The 15,458-nt window shown below is 39.4% G+C and carries 14 protein-coding genes and 1 tRNA gene; 1 reads left to right on the forward strand and 14 read right to left on the reverse strand.

The features are described 5' to 3' along the window. Positions 1-7: 7 nt before the first annotated feature. The 10 genes from MOO45_RS07905 to yycF all read right to left on the reverse strand — a co-directional run bounded on the left by MOO45_RS07905 (position 8) and on the right by yycF (position 10,474). Positions 8-754 carry a YibE/F family protein gene (locus MOO45_RS07905; RefSeq protein ID WP_249514365.1) on the reverse strand — a complete coding sequence of 249 codons (747 nt, stop codon included), beginning with the start codon at positions 752-754 and terminating at the stop codon, positions 8-10. Continuing rightward, positions 751-1,833: a YibE/F family protein gene (locus tag MOO45_RS07910; RefSeq protein WP_249514366.1), complete on the reverse strand. Its 1,083-nt coding sequence runs from the start codon at positions 1,831-1,833 to the stop codon at positions 751-753. Before MOO45_RS07910 ends, MOO45_RS07905 begins: the two co-directional genes overlap by 4 nt. A 101-nt stretch (positions 1,834-1,934) precedes the next feature. Continuing rightward, a complete protein-coding gene (apf, locus tag MOO45_RS07915; RefSeq protein WP_249514367.1) occupies positions 1,935-2,516 on the reverse strand; it encodes an aggregation-promoting factor in 582 nt (193 codons plus the stop codon). 336 nt (positions 2,517-2,852) lie between these two features. Next, on the reverse strand, positions 2,853-3,332 hold the full coding sequence (rlmH, locus tag MOO45_RS07920; protein WP_249514368.1) for a 23S rRNA (pseudouridine(1915)-N(3))-methyltransferase RlmH: 480 nt from the start codon (positions 3,330-3,332) through the stop codon (positions 2,853-2,855). Positions 3,333-3,582: 250 nt separating this feature from the next. After that, positions 3,583-4,860: a S1C family serine protease gene (locus tag MOO45_RS07925; RefSeq protein ID WP_249514369.1), complete on the reverse strand. Its 1,278-nt coding sequence runs from the start codon at positions 4,858-4,860 to the stop codon at positions 3,583-3,585. Positions 4,861-4,931: 71 nt separating this feature from the next. Further along, complete coding sequence (locus MOO45_RS07930; protein WP_249514370.1) at positions 4,932-5,738, reverse strand: MBL fold metallo-hydrolase; 807 nt, start codon at positions 5,736-5,738, stop codon at positions 4,932-4,934. Beyond that, complete coding sequence (locus MOO45_RS07935) at positions 5,710-6,549, reverse strand: two-component system regulatory protein YycI (protein WP_249514371.1); 840 nt, start codon at positions 6,547-6,549, stop codon at positions 5,710-5,712. The genes MOO45_RS07930 and MOO45_RS07935 overlap by 29 nt, the downstream gene beginning before the upstream one ends. Then, entirely contained in the window at positions 6,549-7,871 is a 1,323-nt protein-coding gene (locus MOO45_RS07940) for a YycH family regulatory protein (RefSeq protein ID WP_249514372.1), read from the reverse strand. Before MOO45_RS07940 ends, MOO45_RS07935 begins: the two co-directional genes overlap by 1 nt. After that, positions 7,855-9,735 (reverse strand): cell wall metabolism sensor histidine kinase WalK, encoded by a 1,881-nt coding sequence (walK, locus tag MOO45_RS07945; RefSeq protein ID WP_449727685.1) that lies wholly within the window; start codon positions 9,733-9,735, stop codon positions 7,855-7,857. Before walK ends, MOO45_RS07940 begins: the two co-directional genes overlap by 17 nt. A 22-nt stretch (positions 9,736-9,757) precedes the next feature. Next, the gene (gene yycF, locus MOO45_RS07950; RefSeq protein ID WP_249514373.1) at positions 9,758-10,474 is read right to left on the reverse strand and encodes a response regulator YycF; all 717 of its coding nucleotides are present in this window, start codon (positions 10,472-10,474) and stop codon (positions 9,758-9,760) included. A 123-nt stretch (positions 10,475-10,597) separates the two neighbouring features. Here yycF and MOO45_RS07955 point away from each other — a divergent pair. Further along, positions 10,598-10,670 (forward strand) — tRNA-Lys (locus tag MOO45_RS07955). A 67-nt stretch (positions 10,671-10,737) separates the two neighbouring features. Here the strand turns inward: MOO45_RS07955 and MOO45_RS07960 are convergent. From MOO45_RS07960 to MOO45_RS07975, 4 genes are all read right to left on the reverse strand, one after another. Next, positions 10,738-11,916, reverse strand: a complete 1,179-nt coding sequence (locus MOO45_RS07960; protein ID WP_249514374.1) for a pyridoxal phosphate-dependent aminotransferase — start codon at positions 11,914-11,916, stop codon at positions 10,738-10,740. Between the two features lie 114 nt (positions 11,917-12,030). Next, positions 12,031-12,861, reverse strand: coding sequence for a phosphoenolpyruvate hydrolase family protein (locus MOO45_RS07965; RefSeq protein WP_249514375.1), 831 nt, complete (start codon positions 12,859-12,861; stop codon positions 12,031-12,033). 5 nt (positions 12,862-12,866) lie between these two features. Further along, on the reverse strand, positions 12,867-14,075 hold the full coding sequence (locus MOO45_RS07970) for a Tm-1-like ATP-binding domain-containing protein (RefSeq protein WP_249515201.1): 1,209 nt from the start codon (positions 14,073-14,075) through the stop codon (positions 12,867-12,869). An 86-nt stretch (positions 14,076-14,161) separates the two neighbouring features. Beyond that, entirely contained in the window at positions 14,162-15,343 is a 1,182-nt protein-coding gene (locus tag MOO45_RS07975) for a phosphoenolpyruvate hydrolase family protein (RefSeq protein ID WP_249514376.1), read from the reverse strand. Positions 15,344-15,458: the final 115 nt, after the last annotated feature.

Here is a 15,458-nt window from a genome sequence, read left to right on the forward strand (position 1 = left end):
CAATCATTCAGACTTTAACTTTACGGCGTTGGTGCCCAATATAATAAATTGATAGATAGACCGCTCCCAGCACCCCACCAAAGGAAACCATTAATTCTAAAGCCGCATTGACCAACAAAGCATTATTAAAAATTTTGGCTAACGAATAGTGTAGCTGGATAAACCATAAGCCCAGCGTCAAATAACTACCAAAAAAACTAGAGAGCAAGGTATTCAAAGCCGTCGCGATATTTTTGCGGCCAATTTCTAAACCGGCATGCCACAATTGCTTTGCAGCTATCTGCGGTTGCTGTTCCACAATTTCCCAAACCCCAGAACTGACGGCAATGCTGGCTTCTGCAATTGCTCCTAACGAACTGATCAATATCACCACCACTTGAATTTGTGGAAATGATATCCCCACTTCTAAGACAAACTGCTCAATTTCCTCCGTATCTTCCGTTGTGAATCCGTGACTAAACGAAAAATGCACCGCCAAAAGAGTCAATCCGAAAACGACCAGTAACATACTTAAAGTAGCGACAATCGCCGTTTTTTGCACCAATGGATTTTGCGTATTCGGATAAATTGCCAAAAAGGCCAACCCAATGACAAACAGAATGCCCACGACTATTGGATTGAATTCATCGGAAATCAGCATAATTAATATTAATAAACACAAAAAGCCGGCTCCTAAACTACCAAAAATCCGTAAACCTTGACGACCACAGATTAAAACCAATAAAGCTAATAAGATCCCTGTCAAATAAATCATTGCTTCACCTTTTTCAATAAATGTGCTGCCAAAAAAGCAGTAATGGGGACCGCCACAACAATGCCCAGTGCACTAATGATGGTTTGCGTATATCCCAAAGTCATGGTACGTGACATCGAAAAAGCTAATGTGTTGCCGTTGCGCAAATAAAGGACTAACAGTGGAATTAATTCCGCTAAAAAGATATAAAATAAGACATTAATTAGCGGTCCAATAATTTCTTGTCCTACAGTTAAACCGGAATGTAATAGTTGCTTGGACGACAACTCGTTTTTTTCTTGTAACAACTGATACATTGAAGCTGTGATATCACTGGTTTCATCCATTACTGCGCCCAAAACACCTAGCAAGGTTTCTGCCAAAAACACCGTTTCAAACGGTTGAATCCCATGATCCAAAGTTTCAAAATGAATACCTTGATTATGACTGAATTTCAACACCAACACACTGAAACCTACAGCACCAAAAGTACTAATTAAGGTTGCCAGTATCGCTATTAACGTTTGCCATGAATAACCAAACACTAATAGTAAGGTCGAAACAGTCACAATCAATGTTAATCCCGTCGTGACACCCCAAATATGTTGATTTTGCCATTTCGTCATTAATAGTAAGGCGCCCACAAAACAACCCAAATTGAAAATCGCACTCAAAATAACCCGTAAGCCATATTGCCGTAGCAAGACCCACAAAACCAACAACACCAAAAAGACAGCTACTATTAATGTTGAATCACGTTTAGGACCGATAATGCTTAAATGATGCATCTTTTTGTTAGAATGAACCAACAATTTGGTGCCTGGATAATAACGATTTGTATTAGCCTGCGATTGTACATACGTATTAAACAAAATCCGCGTCTGTCCTCGTTGGCGACCATTCAACTGCTTAACTTTCAAACGCTGTTTGACACGCTGATCATGATTTAAATTGGAACTCTTCACAGCTTCTTGATGAACGGTTGTTACTTGTTGGACTCGCACCACCAATTGTCCTTGAAAACTTTGAAACCACAGACCAACCATCCCAGCAGCAAAGAAGGCGATAACCAGCCACAACGTTATTAATTTACTTTTCAACAATAATCTTCCTTGTTTTCTTTATAAAGAATGATATTTATTTTAAAACAAAAAAAAGCCGGCAACAATGCCAGCTTCAAAAACATTAAACTTACTTATTTTTAGTACCAACCATGACTTTGCCAAAATTGTTGAGCTCCAGTCCAAGAACCATAACGTGAAGCTACATAATTATTAGCTACGCGTTCCTGATTAGCAGGTGAATAATCACCATTTAAATAGGATGAATCTAATTGATATTTACCATAATAACGACCATTTTGAGCAGTATACGACCCGCCAGATTCATGGTTAGCAATCCATTCACGTGCACTGTCAGCACCATAATTGTTGTTTACAGCCTGTGCTGGTTGTTGGTAACTAGTAGCGTTATTATTGACAGCTTGTTGAACAGATGCAACCGGCGTAGCATTTTGGACATCACTGGAAGTGGCTTGTGAAATTTCACCGTTATCTTTAATTAATAACTGTTGTCCCACATAAATCATATTAATATCTTGAATATTATTATCAGCGGCCATCTGATTAATACGGCTCAAATCATGATTTAGTTCCATCGAAATCCCAGATAAAGTATCACCAGGTTTAACTGTATAAACGCTGTCAGCTTTAGTAGCTTGTGTAGCACCGAAGAATGAGACGATACTTAAAACTGTTGCTACGGCTAATTGTCTAAATTTCATAGAATCAATACTCTCCTTTGAATAAAACGAAAATAAGTTTCGTACGGCACCTCCCGTACAACAATGGATATACTAACAAACAAATATTACGATAGTGTTTCAAAACAATGATAAATTTCAAGTTATATTACAATAACATTACACACAATCCTAGCAGCCCTTTCTGAGAAGATCTTAGAGAGTTCATCATTAAATGATACTTTAAGGGCAATGAAACCAGGAATAACCCGACTTCTTCTCTTTTTTGGTCTATGCCAATAAGCTTTTCTCATTTTTAACTGCGCAACAAATTTTGCGTTGAGTACGACAATTATTACAAACAACGTAAAAATACTACTATTTATGGTAAGGATTGCCTGCATTAATCATAAATGCCCGATAAATTTGTTCCGTCAAAACTAAGCGCATGAGTTGATGCGGCATGGTGAAACGACCAAATGACAACTGTTTTTGTGCTCGCGCTAAAACTTGCTCGCTTAAACCTAACGAACCGCCAATGACAAAAGTTAGTTTACTATGTCCATAGGTGGTTAAATCCGCAATTTGGGCAGCAAAAGCTGGTGATGATAATTCTCGACCATCAATCGCTAACGCAAAAACATATTCGTCAGTCTTAATTTTGTTCAAAATGCGCTCACCTTCAACGTCTTTCACTTGTTGCATCTGAGCCGCACTCAAACTTTCGGGAGCTCGTTCATCATTGACTTCCACAATGTCAAAGTCACAAAAACTCCGTAACCTTTTAGCGTATTCTTGAATACCCTGCGTAAAAAACTTCTTTTTAATTTTCCCAACGCCAATAATCTTAATTTTCATCTGATCTTTTCCACAACCTTTTCTGAATTTTGAATCCTTGAATATCCGTTTTTTGCCGTCTTTAGACAAAAGTTATCCACTTGTCAACAAGATATGCACATTTCTGTGGATAACATATGCTCATTTTCAGGGCCTACTATAATAGTTATTAACAAAGAAATACACATCCCTGTGGATAATCTTTCCGCAAAGCCGCTGATTGCACAAAAAAATACCGAGGCAATCCCTCAGTATTTTTCAAAGCCAACTTTTAATCAGCCTTGGTTAATTTCAAACTAACGGTCTGTTCCTTACCATCACGATAGAAACTCAATTTGACCGTGTCACCGACAGAATGATTGTACAATTGCGTATGCAGATCTGCAATATTGTCAACCTTCTTATCGTTTAAAGCCACAATGACGTCATATTTCTTTAACCCGGCCGCTTTGGCAACAGAATTATCTGTCACTGAGTAAACTAGAACTCCCGAATTAACATTATCAGGCAATTTTAAGACTGACTGTTGTTGTTGATTCGGAACTTGGTCCAAATCAGCCACTTTAATGCCTAACGACGGCCGCTCAATCTTACCATTTTGAACTAATTGATTAATAATTTTGACAACTTCATTACTTGGAATGGCAAAACCCATCCCTTCCACCGAAGTTCCATTCGTACTAGAAGCAAGTTTCATTGAGTTAATACCAATCACTTGTCCAGCAGCGTTAACTAATGGACCACCAGAATTACCTGGATTAATCGCGGTATCGGTTTGTAAAACTGTTGCTTGGCCGGTTTTTTGACCCGTTTTTTCATCGGTTGTATCAATTGTCCGATTCTTCGCCGAAATAATACCTTCTGTTACGGAAGTTGCGTATTGACTACCTAAAGGCGAACCGATCGCAATCACTGATTCCCCTGGATTAATCGCATCTGAATTGCCAAAGGTCGCAATTGACTTCACTTTGTCAGCTGAAATAGATAAAACGGCTAAATCTGTAATTGAATCCGTTCCGACTTTTTTAGCAGTAATTTTGCTACCATCACTCAAAATAACTTCCAATTTTTGAGACCCAGAAACTACGTGATTATTGGTAGCAATATAAGCTTTCCCATCTTGTTTCGCATAGATTACGCCTGAACCTTCACTAGATTCTTGCAACTTACTTTGATCTTTACTATCAGAATCATCACCTTGCTGATCTTGTGAATTATCGCTGCCACCATTGCCATTGCCGTATAAACTGCCGAACAGGGCCCCCAAACTATTATCATCTTGCTCTTCACGTTGATAATTAATGACAGAAACCACAGATCCCTTCACTTTTTTAAAGGCATTGGTCATTTGATTATTGGACTTCACCGTCACATTACTAATTTTGGTCGTCCCAGCCTTGCCTGAATTATCGGTAACTGATTGTGTCGAAGTCGATTGATGATTATCAAAATGACTAAAACCCCAAAATCCCAGACCGACACCCAGAAAAGCTGAAATTAAGGCGACAAGTGCTACTTTCCACAAACCTGATTTTGAATTGTTATTCAACTGTAATTTCCCCCTTTATCTTCTTCAAACTCATTTTAACGAAGAGATTTAACAAAACCATGAATATTTTTTCAAATTATTGTTAATTGCGTAGCTTGTTGCGCGTAAGTATCATGCAACCAAAAATCATGGTCTACACCATAATCATGTTGCTGTAACAGCTCACTGACCGTTTGATGAGCTAATTTGGGCAAATTATTTTCCGGACTCAAATGGCCCAGAAAAACTTGCTTTGTTTGATTACCAATGACATCCATTAAAGCATTGGCACCATCAAGATTAGACAAATGCCCCTCATCACTAATAATGCGCTGCTTTAATGACCATGGGTAATATCCTTGGCGCAACATTTCCAAATCATGATTACACTCCATCAAAAAACCATCTGCATTTTGAATAATATATTTCACACGATCAGATACATAACCCGTATCCGTTAAATCAACAAAAGAATGGTCTTGGTAATGAAAATTATAAAATTGCGGATCAATTGCATCATGAGATACACTGAAACTTTCGATATCCAAATCGCCCAACGTTAAAACGGAATTAGCTTCAAACAAATGTTGCTGATGACTATCAACAGGACCTATTTTAGCACGCATTGCCTGCCACGTCTTGGCGTTTGCATACACATCCAAGCCGTAACGTCTAGCCAAAATCCCCACACCACGAATATGATCACTATGCTCATGAGTAACCAAAATCGCATCTAACTGTTGAATATCTTCACCAATACTGGCCAACAAATCTTTAATCTTCTTGCCTGACAAACCCGCATCGACCAATATCCGCTTGTTCGGTGTTTTGATATATAAAGAATTGCCTTGGCTGCTGCTAGCTAAAACACTAATCTGCATGACTGCGGTCATTGACATAGCCTCCTTTTGTTTGATCAACTTTGATTACCGCACCGCTAAAAGCGTTCACCTGTCGAATTTGGGTTGAACGCATTCCTTTCGGAACAAATGCTACATACCACACCGGAATATAAATAGTATTATTTTTAAATTTCATCAATTTAGCATATGCCAAATCAGCCCACTTCAATTGAGAATTATTGGGAATCTCATTATTCGTGTATAAATTATAGACCGCCCGTTGCTCACTAATAGTATTTTGCTTCTCGCGCAACACATTCATCGCGTTCACATAAGTTTGTTCGTAACTAACTAACCGATTATTGATAATTTTGAAAGTCACGCGCCCTGTATTTTCGTACAAACGACCCAGTTTAACTTTTTGCACAAAAACAACATTATTGTCAGATGATAAATGTCGACAATATTCATATTCTTGGCCCTTGGTGACATTTTGCGTTTTTTTAATATAACGCTTCAAAGTTGGTACTATTGTTTGGGGGGTAAGCACCAAGGGATTATTCAAGTAACAATTCAATTGCTTTTTAATTTCGTCATAACTCCAAGTAATATTACGCAATTTGACCTGATCATTTCTTAAAACATGCTGATCATCTTGGCTTGCCAAATAATAACCTTCGCCCACACGCTTATCCAACTTACTGTTAATTGTAATATTATCTTGATTCATTTCCTTTTCCAAAGTGGTCGAACCAACATTATTCGTGTTCACCACTTGATTACGCGTCTGACGATATGAGGTAAACAAAAAAATATCCAGCGCAATAAAAACGCATAAGAAAATAATTTCAATTCGGCGAAAATCCATTATTGCCTCCCTCGATTCAACCAATCATTGAACGTCTTCCATTGATTATTAATCAAAATATAATATTCAGGTGTCAAATCCACAATTTCCTTATTTTGATCATCTGCCGCCCAAGTATAGCCAATCAACACTTTTTGAATATTCTTGGAACTGTAACCTGCATGTGTCAATTGCTCAATTACTGTGTGCGTAGAAGGCAATTGCACCGGTGCTTGTTCTGTTGGTAACGGTACTTGCAAATTTTTCTTGGAAAAATAAGCCGTCTGGGCATCATTTGAATAATTAATCGTGACCGCGCCAAATTTACTTTGATTAAAAATGGGAAAACCATTGACATACGTGCGGAAAACTAATTGCGTATTATTTTGACTGTGAGAAAACAAATACAAATTATTCAAGGAATTCCCGACATTTGATAACAGCTGAAACGACTGATTCAACAAATCTGGAATATTTTTAGGCATATCTGTTTTAGAATAATCACTGTAAGTTACTGCTTTAATTTTATTATCAACCACTAAACTGCGATTATCACCATTTCGATAGACCGTCAAATTACCGTTTTTACGTGTTGAAATATTGGCATCCTGACGCGAATTCAACAAATTAGTCACGTAAAAATTATTGGTTTGCTTTGAAAGTAAGTAACTGACTTTAGCCAAACGTATCGGCTTATCATAATAAAGTGAAATATTTTTGGCTTCTTGATGAAAAAACACTGGTGTTTTAAAGTTTTTCCGATTGACCATCTGACTTAACTTGGTAACTTCAAATTGACTCTGATCTAAATAATAGACAGTAAAAGTGCGGTCATCTAGTAAAAATAGCCGCAAATGGTTGCCTTTTTGTTGAATCAAAATCCGATTAAAATTGATATCTCGGCGCAAACGGCGATCAGTCTGATTCATGACCCGCATTAAGGAATTAAAAGTGAACGTTGAAGGATAAATTAATTGTAAGGAAGAATCAAATCGGAGATATCTTTGATAACGCTGACTATTCTGCGTCACAATTTTGCGTGGATCTTTGAATTGAGCTCTTTGCAAAACTTTCATCGTACTATTAATCATATTCGACTGGTTATTGCTAGCTACATACTGCTTGTGATGCTGGGTTAAAACCATTTTGGTAGGCGCAAAAATTGTCCCCATATCTTTTTTAATCGCAGTACTGCGCTGATTAACATGATGTGTCCGACTGACATTGGGAAGTGCCTGTTGATATTTCGCATTGTTGGTCCAAATCATCCACGACAAAATCAAACTAATTAACACGGCAATCATCAATAAGATTCGCAAGACCCAATTATTCAACTGTTTCATCCCATAAATCCTCACTTTCTTTAGGATCATACGGTAACGAAATGTAAAAAGTTGAACCGCGATTTTCCGCACTATTCACCCAAATATGCCCGCCTTGAGCTTCAATGACTTCCTTGGAAATGGCCAAACCTAAGCCCGTGCCGCCTTGTTGACGCGAACGAGCTTTATCAACCCGATAAAAACGATCAAACACACGCTTAATATCTTTGCGCGGAATACCTAAGCCTTGATCTGAAATACTCAAAATCACATTATGATTGGTATCCAACAAACGACAAGTGATTAAACCGCCATTCGGTGAGTATTTGAGCGCATTATTCATAATATTATCAATTGCTTGAGTCATCTTATCAGGATCAATTTCGACCCACAGATCACGCTTAGTCAAAATGCGCTTAATCTGATACGTCTTGACCGATTGATTTTCTGATTGGGCGCGTTGAGCTTCTTTTTGAATCATCAAATCGAACCGATCCAAAATATAATTGAACATTTCGTTAAAATTAACGAGTTCAACATTCATTTTGGCAGTTCCTTGATCTAATCGCGACAAACTCAATAAAGAATTAACCATGCGAATCATACGTTCTGTCTCTTCTTGTGTAACTTTCAAAAACCGAGGCGCCAAATTTTGATTTTGCCAAGCTCCGTCATTTAACGTTTCAATATAACTGCGCAAACTGGTTAAGGGCGTCCGCAACTCATGCGAGACATTAGAGACAAATTCCCGTCGATCTTGATCAATTTTTTGTTGTTCAGTCACGTCGTGTAACACACAGATAATCCCAGTGACAAAACCCGTGTTGCGTTTAATTAAGGAGAAATCTGCCTGCAAAATCAAATCTTCGCCATCAATCTTATTTTCCGGCTCAATAATCCGCTCGGTTTGATTCTCCAACAAGTTTTCAAAGGTGGTATGGTCACTAATACCTAATACGTCAACCAAATTCTGATTTTCAACTTCGTCCATCGCAACATCCAAAAACTCACAAGCTGTTTCATTAATAATAGTAATTTTACCATGGCGATTCGTGGCCACCACGCCATCAGACATTTGGCTTAAAACGCCATCCAAACGCCTTCTTTCCGCGGCAGAATTTTCTTGTTCTTCTTCAACTTTCACCGACAAATCATTCACGGCAATCGCCAATTGTCCCAATTCGTCTTCACTATAAACTCGGACTTGCCCAGAATAATCGCCTTTAGACATCCGAATCGCTTGACGCTGCATTTCAGCAATCGGTCGCGTAATCGCGCGCGCCACGACAATTGAAATCAAAGCCCCCAAAACGCCCGCGACCAAGGACGCAACAAAAAAGATAAATACAATCCGATTAATATTCCTATAAACCTGATCCATATTTGCGCGGACATAGACTGCCCCTACTGTCGAATTGTTGTCACCACTAGAACTCAACAGAGGTGTGATGGACAAGTAATAGCTCCCGTCACGATCACTATGGGAAATCTGAGTTACTTTGCGGCCAGAATAAATTACATCTTTAATTTGAGAATTAGCCGTTCTTTTGCCAATGGACGTCGGATTATTACCATTTTTAATCGCCACAATACGCCCACGACTGTCCACAACTTCCATTTCGGAAATCTGAATATTCGTGAAATCTTGTACGGTGGCACGAATATTGCGGCGAGCCTTAGCCGTATTGCTTGTTAAGTTGACCGCCAAAGGCGTCGTCACCCAAGATGGTAGTTGTACTTGCGCCTCAAAAGCTTCCACATTTTGTTGTTCCAAACGATGCACAAAATAAGCTCCGATAATTTCAATCGTACTTAAAAGTAATAAAATAAAAACTAGTGCAATTTTAAACTGCATTGAACTAAAAAATTTTGTTCGCCGTGTCACGCTTTTGCCTCAGTCTTTTGGTTTAATCTTCTTTTTGATTTGTATCCGATTTCAAATAATAACCCACACCGCGCCGCGTAATTAAATACTCGGGCTTACTTGGATCATCTTCAACTTTTTCGCGCAAACGACGAATTGTAACATCCACCGTCCGAACATCGCCAAAATAATCGTAACCCCACACTGTCTGTAACAAATTTTCACGGGTCATAACTTGTCCAATATGCTGAGCCAGATAATAGAGCAATTCAAATTCCCGATGCGTTAATTCCAGTTCACACTCGTTTTTGGTGACTGTATAGGCATCCGGTAAAATCACCAAGGCGCCAACTTTAATATTCGTCGTTTCTGATTCGTTTGCATTACTTAAATTAACTTTTTGTCGGCGTAAATTAGCCTTCACCCGCGCCACCAGTTCACGATTGGAAAAAGGTTTAGTGACATAATCATCGGCTCCCATCTCCAAACCCAGTACTTTATCTAATTCTGAATCTTTGGCCGTCAACATAATAATCGGGGTATCTTTGGTCTTACGCACTTGACGTGCAACCTCTAGGCCGTCAACTTTAGGTAACATTAAATCGAGAATAATTAAATCAGGATTTTCCTGATCCACTTTATCTAAAGCCGCTTCACCGTCAAAAGCAACTACGGTTTCAAAACCTTCTTTATCGAGATTATACTTGATAATATCCGAGATAGGTTTTTCATCATCAACAATTAAAACTTTATTCGCCATAGGACAGAAAACCTCCTTGCTTTCTTGTGTACAGTATACTAAGTTTTAGCTTATCTGACAAAATTCTTTAAATTTGGATTGCCAAGATTCTAAAAATATGCTAGTATACTTATTGTACTTTTCGGGTGGTTAGCTCAGCTGGCAGAGCAACGGACTCTTAATCCGTGGGTCCAGGGTTCGATCCCCTGACCACCCATCAGGATAATATTAAAAGCGGTCATACCAATTTTTTAATTGGTATGACCGCTTTTTTGTGTTCTCAATTATTTCCTGGGAAATAAATGTAATTTGGCAATCCGCGCACAAGCTTCGCTATACCTTGGTTCATCAATCAACAACCCAATTCGTACATAACCTTCACCTTGTGCCCCAAAACCTGTGCCCGGTGCCACGGCAACGCCTGCTTCATCTAATAGTATATCTGCAAATTCTTGACTAGTCAGACCAACAGGTGTCGGCATCCATGCATAAAAAGTTCCACCAGTGGGGACAGGTTCCCAACCAATTTTACGAGCAGCTGCGTTAAAATCATCATGTCGCCGCTGATAGCGGGTAACTAATTGCCGTACACTTGCTTGATCACTGTTTAAAGCTGCAACCCCCGCCTGTTGAATTGCTGGGAAAACACTCACGAACAAATGATCTTGAATCAAATTCAACGCTTCAATCATTTCTGCATTGCCCGCGGCAAAACCCAGTCGCCAACCGGCCATATTGTACGTTTTAGACATCGTATACAGTTCAATTCCCACTTGTTTGGCACCAGTGGTCTGCAAAAAACTGCGAGGCTGCTGTCCATCAAAACCAATTGCCCCATAAGCAAAATCATGAACTACACCAACCTGATTTTTTTGTGCCCAAGCCACAGTTTCTGCAAAAAAGTCAGCGTTAGCGACCGCTCCTGTCGGATTATTTGGGTAATTCAAATAAATATATTTGGCGGCCTGCACAACTTGCGGATCTAAAGCTTGATAATCTGGCAAAAAATCCCGTTCACGCGTCAACGGAAACAATTCCTGATGAACTTGCGCCAAACTAACACCTGATAAATAATCTGGGTAACCCGGATCTGGCAATAAAACGGTCTCTCCCGGATTCATCAAGGCCAATGGTAGCTCTACCAAACCAATTTTAGAACCACCTAAAACGGCAATTTCAGTTTCCGGATCTAGTTGAACGCCATATTCACGTTGATAAAAAGCCGCTGCTGCTTGCTTAAATTCAAATAAACCGCGAAAAGGCGAATATTTGTGATTTTGAGGCTGCTTTGCTGCTTGCGCTAATGCTTCCACAATAAAGGCAGGTGTGGGCTGGTCAGGATTCCCCTGCCCTAAATTAATCACATCAACGCCTGCTGCAATTTTCGCATTGACCTTTTGAACTAAAGTTGCAAAAAATTGGGTCGGCAATTGCTGTAAAATGTTTGATTCTAGAAATTGCATACTATCAACTCCTTTTTAACGACATTATAGCCTTTTCTGATAGCTAGAAAATATCTTTATTCTGTAAATCAAAAAATACCACTGAATTAATCAGTAGCATCTTCTGGATCGGATTTAGTTTTTAATCGCTTTAAATTTCTCCGTCTGTTCTTGAATACTTTTTTCTGTGGCTAGTCGTTCAATACTAGAAGCTCCAAAGAAACCATCAATTCCTTGCACACGTTCAATCACATAAGCCGCATCTTCGGGCTCAGCAATCGGTCCACCGTGACAGATCACCATAATATCAGGATTAACTTTGCGACCAGCATCCAAAATGGCTTGGACGCGTGTGACACATTCATCTAAGGTTAAAGATGTTTGCGCGCCAATTGCCCCCTTGGTCGTTAAGCCCATATGTGCCACCAACAAATCAGCACCGGCTTGAGCCATTTTGGTAGCTTGTTCCGGATCAAAAACATATGGAGTTGTCAACAGATCTAACTCGTGTGCTTGATGAATCATGTCAACTTCTAAATCATAACCCATGCCAGTTTCTTCCAAATTTTGCCGAAAGACACCATCAATCAAACCCACAGTCGGAAAATTCTGAACACCACTGAAACCTTGATCTTTTAATTGCTGCAAATAAATTTTCATTACACGAAACGGATCTGTTCCACAAACACCTGCTAACACGGGTGTATGTTGCACAATTGGTAACACTTCTTGCCCCATCTCGACCACGATTTGATTCGCATCACCGTAAGACATTAATCCAGCTAAGGAACCACGACCAGCCATGCGATAACGTCCAGAATTGTAAATAATTAACATATCTGCTCCGCCAGCTTCACTACTTTTGGCTGTAATACCTGTACCGGCACCGACGCCGACCAGCATCTCACCATTCTTTCTTTTCGTTTGAAAATCGGCTAAAATTTGAGCTCTGTTTCTATTATCCATAATTATTATCCCTTCATTAATATCTTCAATTGCTCCACACATGCCTGCGTAAATCGTGGATCATTCATGTGATATGGTAATTTAGTGACTGTTACTGCATTATTCGTCAACGCTTTTGTTAATGAATCTGTAAAAGCTGCATCTTCTTCGGGACCATAAAAAGGTTGCCCCACCGCGTCCAATTCCGAAAAACCTTTTGTTGGGATCATCACGGCAATTGGTCTTTGCGCCTGGTTTAATTTTTGTGCCATAAATTGCCCAAACTGTTGATTTTCTGCAATTGTCGTCCGCATTAATGTCACAGTCGGATTATGCTTGACCAAATTACGTTGACGATACTTTGCTGGCACCGTTTCGTAAGGACCAAAATTGACCATATCTAATGCGCCTGGAGCAAGCACTTCCGGCAAATGCGCCTGAATAGCCGAATCTAACCGTGTTTGCCCAGCAGCCATGACCCCACCGCATAATTCATCGGCAATTTCCGTCGTCGTCAAATCTAAAACACCAGCAAAATAACCCTGGGCAATCAACGATTCCATCGTTTGACCGCCGGTTCCTGTCGCATGAAAAACTAAGGTTTCCAGACCTGCTTGATCTAATAAAGATCGTGCGTGATCCACCGCTTTCGTTGTGACACCAAACATCGTGGCCCCAATAAGCGGTTTTGTATCAACTAGCGTCGTCATGGAATGATTGAACATTCCAGAAATTGCTGCTGCCGCATTATCAAAAATGACCCGGGAAATTTTATTTAAGCCGGATACATCGACAATTGAGGGAATCATTACAATATCACTAGTGCCCACATACTCCCGCGTATTACCGGCAGCCACAGTAGAAACCATCACTTTAGGCACTCCTAACGGTAATTGCTGCATCGCAGGTGTCACCAATGAAGTTCCACCACTGCCGCCTAAAGACAGAATCCCTTGAAATTTTCCCGCTTGATAAAGTCTAGGTAATAATATGCGTAAGCCATGTGCCAAAATAGCATTCGCTTCGCCTCGAGTATAATCAGTTCTAACCTGGTCTATTGTCAATTCCTCCACTGCCGCCAATTCGTTGGCATCAATGTCTACTTCGACAGTAGGCGAAAATACGCCAGCATTAATTAACAAAACGCGATTGCCTAAACGTTCCAACACTTGTTTCACATAGTTGAACTCAGTTCCTTTAGTATCCAATGTACCGACTAAAGCAATCGTCTGCATCACTGATCCTCCTTTCATAATGATTAAACTTATCATAAAGTGAAAGGGATTACATTAACAGGTAATATAGTTAGCTTTACTAGTGATTATATGTGTTGTTGATACTGACTTGGAGCTTCATGAAAATATTTTTTAAAAATTTTGTTGAATTGCGCATAATCGTTATAACCCACCATTTCCGCAATCTTATTCAGCGGTTGATATTTTTGTTTCATTAATTCTACAGCCTTATTCAATCGAAAATGCACCAGATAATCTGTAAAAGTTTGATTGGTTTGCTTTTTAAAAATCGTGCTCAAATAAGTTGGCGTCAAATGCAACATCGCCGCTAACTCAGACAAATAAATGGGTACCGAATAGTTCTCTTGAATGAATCTTTTAATAAATTCCACCGGCGTATAGTATTGATCAGCTCCCTTCAGAATTTTGACCGTTAAATTATCATTGAGAGTTTGATCCGCTGTTTTAAAAGAGCGAATTTGTTGCGACAAAGTCTGTTCAGGAACAATCCGTTCAAAGGTTGAACCACCGATATAGCCTTGAATTTCCGGCAATAAATTATATAGATAACGCACTTCGGTCAGATCATTCAAGATACCACCATAAATCATCAGAATACTCTGCGAACGTTGCTGCTGCAGCCGCTGACAAATCTTTTTCACCGTCGCAATCATTGATTCAAAACTCCGAATGCGTTTAGCACCCAACACGCCACCCTCGGTCAAACCTAGATGAATACAAATCAGATCAGCAGGAATTGCACTAGCCAATAACGCCTCTTGCGCATTAGTCACAAAAGCTGCTGTAAAAATATTATGTTGGTGCGCTGCTCGTAAAAGAGCCATTTCTTGACCAAAATTGACATTGGTTTCATCTAGGGCTTCACGAAATTGTCCATCAATCAAGCTAACCGTGGGATAATTCACAATCCCCGCAATTTGATATTGCTTAATAAAATCAAATAAAGTGGCTTGATTCAAATAAGGATCTGTCGCATTAATTCCGATTAAACACGGAAAATCCTGGATAGTGGGCAAAACTTCTCGTGTGGTGAGCGCCATAATTTGTTGATTACTATTCACAAATGGTAAATATGCTCCTAACGATGAGCGACCCATTTGTCGAAATTTGCCAGAATTCAATACCATAATAAAGTCCACGCCTGAGTCCATCGCATGCAACGCACTCATGCCCATCGTGGTGCTCAGACCCAATAAAGGATGCTGTAGTTGAACTTGACGCACTAATTTTTGTCGTAAATGTTGCATTTTTCAACTCCTAAATCTCACCATTAACTTGGTAAAAATTTGTTAACTTGTTAATTAGACAGTTAAACATTAATTCCAATCACGTTCATGATATAATTAAATGGCATTACAAAAA

Origin of the sequence: Bombilactobacillus folatiphilus (genome assembly GCF_023380265.1) — a bacterium.
GTDB lineage: Bacteria > Bacillota > Bacilli > Lactobacillales > Lactobacillaceae > Bombilactobacillus > Bombilactobacillus folatiphilus.

What these genes read in the sequence shown, in the direction of transcription:
- rlmH (WP_249514368.1), bottom strand. Translation starts at nt 3,332, where the DNA reads ATGAAAATTAAGATTATTGGCGTTGGGAAAATTAAAAAGAAGTTTTTT.
- MOO45_RS07960 (WP_249514374.1), bottom strand. Translation starts at nt 11,916, where the DNA reads ATGCAATTTCTAGAATCAAACATTTTACAGCAATTGCCGACCCAATTT.
- MOO45_RS07940 (WP_249514372.1), bottom strand. Translation starts at nt 7,871, where the DNA reads ATGAAACAGTTGAATAATTGGGTCTTGCGAATCTTATTGATGATTGCC.
- MOO45_RS07930 (WP_249514370.1), bottom strand. Translation starts at nt 5,738, where the DNA reads ATGTCAATGACCGCAGTCATGCAGATTAGTGTTTTAGCTAGCAGCAGC.
- MOO45_RS07975 (WP_249514376.1), bottom strand. Translation starts at nt 15,343, where the DNA reads ATGCAACATTTACGACAAAAATTAGTGCGTCAAGTTCAACTACAGCAT.
- apf (WP_249514367.1), bottom strand. Translation starts at nt 2,516, where the DNA reads ATGAAATTTAGACAATTAGCCGTAGCAACAGTTTTAAGTATCGTCTCA.
- yycF (WP_249514373.1), bottom strand. Translation starts at nt 10,474, where the DNA reads ATGGCGAATAAAGTTTTAATTGTTGATGATGAAAAACCTATCTCGGAT.
- MOO45_RS07970 (WP_249515201.1), bottom strand. Translation starts at nt 14,075, where the DNA reads ATGCAGACGATTGCTTTAGTCGGTACATTGGATACTAAAGGAACTGAG.
- MOO45_RS07905 (WP_249514365.1), bottom strand. Translation starts at nt 754, where the DNA reads ATGATTTATTTGACAGGGATCTTATTAGCTTTATTGGTTTTAATCTGT.
- MOO45_RS07965 (WP_249514375.1), bottom strand. Translation starts at nt 12,861, where the DNA reads ATGGATAATAGAAACAGAGCTCAAATTTTAGCCGATTTTCAAACGAAA.
- MOO45_RS07935 (WP_249514371.1), bottom strand. Translation starts at nt 6,549, where the DNA reads ATGGATTTTCGCCGAATTGAAATTATTTTCTTATGCGTTTTTATTGCG.